Origin of the sequence: Pseudoduganella aquatica (assembly GCF_009857595.1) — a bacterium.
Classification (GTDB): Bacteria; Pseudomonadota; Gammaproteobacteria; order Burkholderiales; family Burkholderiaceae_D; genus Rugamonas; species Rugamonas aquatica_A.
In genome coordinates, this window is sequence record NZ_WWCU01000106.1 from 1 (window position 1) to 997 (window position 997).

Sequence of the window (997 nt, forward strand, 5' to 3'; positions counted from 1 at the left end):
GGCGCCCGGGCCGCCGCTGATCAGCCTGCGCGCGGTGTCGCGCCGCTACGGGCGCGGCGCGGCGGCGCTGTTGGCGCTGGACCGCGTCAGCTTCGACGTCGCCCCGGGCGAGTTCGTCGCCATCATGGGACCGAGCGGCTCGGGCAAGTCGACCGCCATGAACATCCTGGGCTGCCTGGACACGCCCACCTCGGGCCGGTACCTGTTCCGCCAGTGCGACACCGGCGCGCTCACGCGCGACCAGCGCGCCGGGCTGCGCCGCCAGGCTATCGGCTTCGTGTTCCAGGGCTTCAATCTGCTGGCGCGCACCTCGGCGCAGGAGAACGTGGAGCTGCCCCTGCTGTACCGGGGCGAGCGCGCCGCGCGCCGCCATGCGCTGGCCGCGCAGGCGCTGGCCGAGGTCGGCCTGGCCGGCTGGGAGGCCCACACGCCGGCCGAGCTGTCCGGCGGCCAGCAGCAGCGCGTGGCCATTGCGCGCGCCGTGGTCACCCGGCCGTCGCTGCTGCTGGCCGACGAGCCGACCGGCAATCTGGACAGCCAGCGCAGCGGCGAAATCATGGAACTGCTGTGCCGGCTCAACCGGGACGCCGGCATCACGGTGCTGATGGTGACGCATGAACCGGACATGGCGCGCTACGCGGGCCGCCTGATCCGCTTCCGCGACGGGCGCGTCGACAGCGACAGCGCCGCTGCGGCGGCGCCATGCTGAGCAACGCCGTCCTGCTGGCGCTGCGCGCGATCCGCCGCACGCTGCTGCGCTCCAGCCTGACCATGCTGGGGGTGGTGATCGGGGTGGCGGCGGTGATCACCATGGTCACGCTGGGCAACGGCGCCACGCGGGCCGTGCACGACCAGATCGCCAGCCTGGGCAGCAACCTGCTGATGGTGCGCCCCGGCCAGCGCGTGGGGCCGGGCGGCGGCGGCGCGCCGGCGTTCCGCGAAGCCGACGCCGATGCGATCGCCGCGCAGATCGGCGGCATCCGGGCGGTGGCGGCCG

2 protein-coding genes are annotated in these 997 nt (G+C 74.9%); both read left to right on the forward strand.

Annotated elements, in window-relative coordinates; translation table 11 throughout:
- Positions 1–16: 16 nt before the first annotated feature.
- A complete protein-coding gene (locus GTP77_RS29725; protein ID WP_161075746.1) occupies positions 17–709 on the forward strand; it encodes an ABC transporter ATP-binding protein in 693 nt (230 codons plus the stop codon).
- Positions 703–997, forward strand: a 295-nt coding sequence (locus tag GTP77_RS29730; protein ID WP_187358901.1) for an ABC transporter permease, incomplete at its 3' end; no start/stop codon positions are given. The genes GTP77_RS29725 and GTP77_RS29730, both read left to right, overlap by 7 nt.